Source organism: Gordonibacter pamelaeae 7-10-1-b (assembly GCF_000210055.1).
Taxonomy (GTDB): Bacteria; Actinomycetota; Coriobacteriia; order Coriobacteriales; family Eggerthellaceae; genus Gordonibacter; species Gordonibacter pamelaeae.
Map to the genome: position 1 here is coordinate 614,557 of NC_021021.1, position 6,718 is coordinate 621,274.

Sequence of the window (6,718 nt, forward strand, 5' to 3'; positions counted from 1 at the left end):
CGCGGGCCGTCCGTCACGTGGCGCACGGGCTCGCGCCCCGCGGCGCGCTCCCGGCCCTCCTCCATGAGCATGAGCTCCAGGAACAGCAGCTCCTCGTACACGAGGCGCCGGCGCGCCTCGGCCGCCTCGTCCATGCTGCGCGGGAAGTGGATGGACGCGAGCGCCGCGCCGCGGCTCATGAGGCGGTACTTCGCACGCAGCTCCAGCGGCAGCGGGTCGTGCAGCCCCGCCACATGCGCAAGCGCGTTGCCCACGAGCCGGCGCACCCAGGCGGCCGACAGCTTCTCGGTGGCGGGGTGCACGGGTATGACCATGCCGGCCGCCGCGCCCTCGGCGCCGTCCAGCGCCTCGAGGTAGGGGTTCGTCATGCGCTTGAAGCCGTAGTTGAACTCCAGCTTGCCCGCCACGGCGATGCGCATGCCGGCGCGCACCTGGTCCATGAGCCACGGCTGGCGAAACGCCGTCACCATGAGCGTGCCCGTGCCGTCCACGAGCGTTATCTCCACGAGCGGCAGCTTCGGCTTGGGGCGCTTGAGCTTTATCTCGTGCACTATGCCTTCCACCGTGCACTGCTCCCCGATGGCAGCCGACGCCACTGTCTCGCGCCGCGAGAGGTCGATGTAGCGCCGGGGGAAGTGCGTCACCAGGTCGCGCACCGTGCGCACGCCCAGCGCCTCGAGCGCGCGGGCGCGCGCCGGGCTCACCAAACGGACGCGCCCGACGGATTCGTCGAGCGCGAGGGTGGCTGCGAGTCTGTCCGGCGCGTCGCTACTCAACCGACATGACCACCGGGTACAGCGGCTGCTCGCCGCGGTGCGCGTCGATCTCCAGCTCGTCGTACGCCTCCTCGATGCGCGCCACGAGGGCATCCAAGGCCGCGTCATCCAGGTCCTCGCCGGCCAGCAACGTGAGCGTGTCGGCATCGGCGGCGTCCATGCGGGCCAGAAGGTCCATGACCACGTCCTCCACGGCCGCGCCCACGGACTCGATGGAGCCATCGGCGATGCCGATGACGTCCCCTTCATGGATGGGGTTGTCGTGGGCGTCCTTCGCGTCCTTGATGGCGCGCGTCACCTCGCCGGTGCGCACGTCGGCGTACGCCTCCGTCATGGCCTCCACGTTCTCCTCGAGGCTCGCGTCCTCGTCCAGGCCGAACAGCGCGGAGAACGCCTGCGGCACGCTCGTGGTGGGCACGACGGCGCACGGCTTCTCGGACAGGCCGCATGCGCTCTGCGCGGCCATGATGATGTTCTTGTTGTTCGGGAGGATGATCACGGCGTCCGCGTTCACCTCGTTCGCAGCGTCCAGCAGGTCCTTCGTGGAGGGGTTCATGGTCTGCCCGCCCGAGACGACCACGTCCACGCCCAGGCTCTTGAGGATCTTCGCGTTGCCCTCGCCCGCAGCCACGGCCACGAAGCCGATCGGCTTGCGCGCGGCCTCCCCCTCGGCCGCCAGCGCGTCGGTGCGCGCGGCGCTCTGCAGCTGCATGTTATGGATGTGCACCTCGGCTATCTGGCCGCGCTCCAGCATGTAGGCGAGCACCTTGTCGGGCGTGTTCGTGTGCACGTGCACCTTGAAGTTGGGGTTCTGGCCCACCAGCAGCTCGCAGTCGCCCATGGTGCCCAGGAAGTCCAGGCCCTCCTCCGCGTCCAGCGTGTCGGAGCTCACCAGGAACTCGGTGCAGTAGCGGTAGGCCGAGCCCTCCCAGTCGTTGATCTGCTCGATCTCCACCTTCGGGGCCGCGCCGCGCGCGAAGGCCAGCTCGTCGCCCAGCGGGCCCTCCTTGCCGGTGAGCGCCGCGGCGAACGCGTCGAAGAAGATGGCCAGTCCGTAGCCGCCCGCGTCGACCACGCCGTTGTCCTTGAGCACGGGCAGCAGGTCGGGCGTGCGCTGCACCGATGCGTAGGCCTCGGCCACCACGGCCTCGAGCGCCTCGTCGGTGGAGAGCTTCTTCTTGCGGGCGCGCTTGGCGGCCGCCGCGCTGTCGCGCAGCACGGTGAGGATGGTGCCCTCCACCGGCTTGCGCACGGCCTGGAACGCCACATCGACGGCGTGGGAGAACGCGGAGTCGATGCTCTCGGCGTTCACGGCCTCATGCCCGACGCTGCCCTCGCACAAGCCGCGCAGGATCTGCGACGTGATGACGCCGGAGTTGCCGCGCGCGCCCATGAGGGCGCCCGTGGTGATGGCCTTGCGGATCTCGGCGCCGCCGGCGCCGATGGGCAGGTTCGCCAGGTTCTCGACGACGGTTTCCAGCGTCAGCGACATGTTCGTGCCCGTGTCGCCGTCGGGCACGGGGAAGACGTTCAGGCGGTTGATCTCGTCCTTGCGCTCGCTCAGCGTCTTGCTCGCAGCGGCTATGGCATTGAGCAGGTCGTTCGCGGTATAGGATTCTGGCATGGTAGGTCTGTCTCTCTCTCGGCGGTAAGCCCCGCACCCTCTCGGCCGCCTCGGGGCGGGCCGCCCGCTGGGCACGGGGCTCGTCTCTATACGCTTATCTTCGCGCGGCTACTTGCGCACCTTGACGCCCTGGACGTGCACCTCGACGCCGTCGATAGGCACGCGGGCGTACTCCTTCAGGGCGAACGTCACCTGGTCCACGAGGTTCTGCGACACGGTGTTGATGTTCGTGCCGTACTCGATGACCACGTAGAGCTCCACGTGAACGCCGGCATCGGTCGTGGTCACCACGACGCCGCGGCGCAGGCGGGACGTGGGCAGGATCTTCGCGATGCCGTCGGCCGCGGACGGGGCGGCCATGCCGACGACGCCGTAGCATTCGAGCGCAGCATTGCCGACCATGTCGGCCAGGACGTCGTTGGCAACGTGCAGGTTGCCGGGTATCACAGTGCTCATGGCTCTTCCTTTCGAAGCGCGGGCGCGAATCCGCGCGGACGTACGCAGGCTATGGACGAAGTATACCGCATGGGCGAAACGCTGTGCGTCGGGCCTGTTCTGGGCGCCGTCCATACTACACGAAAAATTCTTGTAAGGCATTCGTTTTATGTGCTATAGTATGAAGGCTTTTTTGTCATCAACGGTATTTTAGCCGTGCGGAAACAAGACGAACCTGGAGTGATAACGATGTCTAAAGTTTGCGAAGTTTGCGGTAAGCATCCGGTTGCGGGACGCAACGTCAGCCACTCGCACCGCGTGACGAACCGCGTGTTCCGTCCGAACATTCAGAAGATCACCATCAAGGACAAGGAAGGCCGCGTCCGCAAGGCCAACGTGTGCACGAGCTGCATGAAGGCCGGCAAGGTCGAGCGCGCCTAACCGGTTCGTCTCCCGCCCTGCAAGCGAAAGCCCGCAACCGCGGGCTTTTTTGCGTTGGAGCAATGGAAAGTTCGAAGAAGTGTTGCGAAGGCTCCTTACGGGCGGTAGACCACCTTCGCCGCCGGGCTTTCCCAGACGGCCACCTCCATAAGCGAGATGTGCGCGGGGAACGTCTTCTCCAGCTCGTAGAACACCACGCGGGCCAGGTGCTCGGCCGTGGGGTTGATCTCGTCGAAGGGCGGCACGTCGTTCAGGCAGCGGTGGTCGAAGTTCTCCAGCACGCCGTGCAGGTCGCGCTTGGCATCCTTGAAGTCGTAGAGCATGCCCACATCGTCGAGGTGCTGCCCTGCGATGGTCACCTCCACCTCCCACGTGTGGCCATGGAGGTACTGGCAGGGGCCGTCGTAGCCGGGCAGCGCGTGGGCCGCGTCGAAACAATCCCTCACCGTGAGCTCGTAGTGACCCCCGCCCACGTGCAAATGCATGCTGCCCGACAGCTTGCCAGGACCGTCGTAAGGGGCGTTCCTCTGCATGGCGCAGGTTTCCTGCGCCGCATCCCGACCGGGCTCCCTGGCTCCGCCTTCCACCGTCGACCCCTCCATCACATGACCACCAGCAGGCGCTTGCAGTGCGGGCACGTGCCGAGCGGCGCCTCCGCCTTCAGGTCGATGAGGCGGCCGCCGTCGATGACGGTGCGGCACACGCCGCAGCGCCCCTCAGTCAGAAGGCCCACGGCCACCCCTCCCGTGCGGGCGGCCGTGCGGTGGTAGGCCTCGCGCAGATCGGCGGACAGATCGGCGGACATGCCCTCGCGGTCGGCGCTCATGCGCGCGATATCGGACTGCAGCGCGCTGCCCTCCCGCTGGAACGATGCGATAGCCGACGCCTCCTGCTTTTCCAGCTCGGCGAGCGCGCGGGACACCTGGCCCTGCACGCCCTCGATCTTCGCCAGCTCCTCGCCGAGCTTCGTCAACTCCCCCTCCAGCGTGTTGCGGCGCTTCGCGAAGCCGCCCAGCTCCTTGGAATGCGCCTCCACGTTGCGGTAGTCGCCGCGCGATCCGTCGATGGCCTCCTGCACGCGGCGCTGCTTCTCCGCAAGCTCGGCGTCCTCGGCCTCGAGCTTGGACGCCTTGGCCTCGGCCTGCGCGCGCATCTCGGCCAGCTGGTCGCGCTTCTGCTCGATGGTGCGCTTCTTCTGGCGCGCCGCGAGGATGGTCGCGCGCTGGGGCAGCTCCTCGAGCTTCTTCTTCGCCTTCATCAGGTCGAGGTCGATCTGCTGCATCCGCAGCAAGTTGGTCAGGTCGTCGGTCGTTGCTTGCATGTGCTTCCTTCTCTTCGTTCGGCGCTCGCGCGCCTAATCCCCCGACGCGCCTAGACGCGCGTCGTCTCCGGATACGACCAGTTGTCTCCCTGGTCGATGATGGTGATGAGCTCGCCGGGCACCCCCGCGCCCTCCACGGCCGCGGCCAGCACGGCCGCCAGCGGCAGCTCGCTCGTATCGTGCCCCAGCTCCACGATGGTCAGCCCCGCCTGCGAGAGCGCCAGGGCCTCATGGTACTTGATCTCGCCGCACACCAGGCAGTCCACCTGGTCGCGTAGCGCCGTGGCGGCCACGTCGCCCGCCGACCCCGTGGTGGTCACCACGCGCTCGAGCTCGCGGGAGAAGTCGCCCCACACGCGCGGCTGGCGCCCGAACACCGAGGTGCAGCGCGCGGCCAGCTGCCCGAGCGTGAGCGGCCCGTCGCCCGCCTTCACGGTGCAGCGCTGGCCGTAGCCCTTGCGCTTCGAGGAGGCGAGCGGCACCTCCACGCTGCGGAACTGCAGGTTCAGCATGCCGGGCAGCACGCGCTGTGCCTGCGCGCTCACGTCGAGCGCCGTGTGGTACGACAGCAGCGCCACGCCCCGCGCCACGGCGGCCCACACGAGCGCGCCGGGGTTCGCCGCCACCGAGGAGGCCGGCGAGAACGAGTCGGGCGGCTGCAGGAAGGCGGGATGGTGCGTCACGAGTACGTTCGCCCCCATCGACGCGGCCTCCTCCACGGCATCCACCGTGGGGTCGAGCGCCACGGCCACGCCCTCCACGAGGCGCGCCGGGTCTCCCACCGTCATGCCGGTGCGGTCCCACGCCTCGGCGTCGGCCGCCGGGAACTCCTTGAGCAGCGCGCGCTCGAGCGCACCCACGGTCATGGTGGGCAGCTGCTTCGAGAGCGGCCCCGAGGCCCGCTGGGCGAGGCCCCTCTGCACCTTGTCCTTCTTCGATCCAGCCATGTCGATCATCTTCCTTCCCGCACGTCGCCGACCGTTTGCTTCACAGTATGAGGTCGATCTCGCGCCGGTCGCCCGTGGCGGTGGGAACCGTTACCGTTCGATAACCGCATTCGTACATGAGGCGGTAGGCCGCCTCCACGTCGCGCGCCACGTGCTCGGGATGGTGCGCGTCGGTGCCCACGGTGCACGGCACGCCCGCGCGGCAGAACCGGCGCAGGAGCGCCGGCGCGGGGAACATCTCCTTGCAGGCGTAGTACGACCCCGACGTGTTCACCTCCACCATGCGCCCCGCGGCCGCGCACGCCTCGGCGGCCTGCTCGTAGAGCGGGGCCACGTCGTAGGTCGGGTAGTAGGCGAACTTCTTGGCCAGGTCGGGGTGCGACATCACGTGGAACGGGGCGTCCGAGGACACGGCATCGCACCACAGCTCGAAGTAGCGGCGCCAGATGGCGTCCGGCGCGCCCGGCTCGTCCCAGCGGCCGCGCTGCGAAGGGTCGTCGAAGGGCCAGGCGTCCACGAAGTGAACCGAGCCCAGCACGAGCTGGAACGGGGCGAGGTCGTCCTCCCCGATCGTGCGGTCGTCGTCGGCCCCGAGCCAGTCGAGCTCGCAGCCCGCGATGATCTCGAGTCCCGGGTGCCGCTCGCGCGCCTCGTCGATGGCTGCCAGGTACTCTCCCACGCGCGCGGCCGGCATGGACAGGTAGTCCCGCGGGTCGAACGCCTTCGAGAGCGGGTAGTGCTCCGTCACGGCGAGGGTCGTCACGCCGGCCGCCTCGGCCGCGGCGGCGAGCTCCTCCACCGTGCCCTCGCCGTGCCCGCAGAACGAGGTGTGCGCGTGCGTGGTCACCAGCTCCATGTCAGCTCCAATCCAGCACGCCGGCGACGGCGCCGAGGAAGGCGTCGACGTCCTCCTCGGTCGTGCCGCGTCCCATCGAGATGCGCAGCGCCCCGTGCGCACGGTCGTCGTCGATGCCGAGCGCATGCAGCACGTGGCTGGGCGCGAGCGAGTGCGACGAGCAGGCCGAGCCGCCCGACACGCCGAACCCGCGCAGGTCGAAGCGCAGGATGAGCGTCTCGCTCTCCAGCCCGCGCACCAGCACGTGCACGATGTTCGGCAGGAACTCCATGCTGCCCGGCGCCACGTCCACCGTGGCCTCCACGGCGCCGTGGGCGG

The 6,718-nt window shown here is 68.9% G+C and carries 9 protein-coding genes; 1 reads left to right on the forward strand and 8 read right to left on the reverse strand.

From position 1 onward, the window contains the following. The 3 genes from GPA_RS02915 to GPA_RS02925 all read right to left on the reverse strand — a co-directional run. Positions 1-776, reverse strand: a 776-nt coding sequence (locus GPA_RS02915) for an OB-fold nucleic acid binding domain-containing protein (protein ID WP_041239999.1), incomplete at its 3' end; no start/stop codon positions are given. Then, positions 769-2,400: a DAK2 domain-containing protein gene (locus GPA_RS02920; protein WP_015538881.1), complete on the reverse strand. Its 1,632-nt coding sequence runs from the start codon at positions 2,398-2,400 to the stop codon at positions 769-771. The genes GPA_RS02915 and GPA_RS02920, both read right to left, overlap by 8 nt. Before the next feature lie 108 nt (positions 2,401-2,508). Beyond that, the gene (locus tag GPA_RS02925) at positions 2,509-2,856 is read right to left on the reverse strand and encodes an Asp23/Gls24 family envelope stress response protein (protein ID WP_015538882.1); all 348 of its coding nucleotides are present in this window, start codon (positions 2,854-2,856) and stop codon (positions 2,509-2,511) included. A gap of 228 nt (positions 2,857-3,084) precedes the next feature. On the opposite strand from GPA_RS02925, the gene rpmB reads away from it, so the two are divergent. Beyond that, positions 3,085-3,276, forward strand: a complete 192-nt coding sequence (rpmB, locus tag GPA_RS02930) for a 50S ribosomal protein L28 (RefSeq protein WP_041240000.1) — start codon at positions 3,085-3,087, stop codon at positions 3,274-3,276. A gap of 95 nt (positions 3,277-3,371) precedes the next feature. Here rpmB and queD read toward each other — a convergent pair whose 3' ends face one another. From queD to GPA_RS02955, 5 genes are all read right to left on the reverse strand, one after another. Then, a complete protein-coding gene (gene queD, locus GPA_RS02935) occupies positions 3,372-3,809 on the reverse strand; it encodes a 6-carboxytetrahydropterin synthase QueD (RefSeq protein ID WP_197533060.1) in 438 nt (145 codons plus the stop codon). A 68-nt stretch (positions 3,810-3,877) separates the two neighbouring features. After that, positions 3,878-4,597 (reverse strand): zinc ribbon domain-containing protein, encoded by a 720-nt coding sequence (locus GPA_RS02940; RefSeq protein WP_015538884.1) that lies wholly within the window; start codon positions 4,595-4,597, stop codon positions 3,878-3,880. 50 nt (positions 4,598-4,647) lie between these two features. After that, positions 4,648-5,553 (reverse strand): Nif3-like dinuclear metal center hexameric protein, encoded by a 906-nt coding sequence (locus tag GPA_RS02945; protein ID WP_015538885.1) that lies wholly within the window; start codon positions 5,551-5,553, stop codon positions 4,648-4,650. A 31-nt stretch (positions 5,554-5,584) separates the two neighbouring features. Then, positions 5,585-6,400, reverse strand: a complete 816-nt coding sequence (locus tag GPA_RS02950) for a histidinol-phosphatase HisJ family protein (RefSeq protein WP_015538886.1) — start codon at positions 6,398-6,400, stop codon at positions 5,585-5,587. Between the two features lies 1 nt (position 6,401). Next, the coding region (locus GPA_RS02955) for an aminotransferase class V-fold PLP-dependent enzyme (RefSeq protein WP_041238890.1) at positions 6,402-6,718 on the reverse strand (317 nt) is incomplete at its 5' end.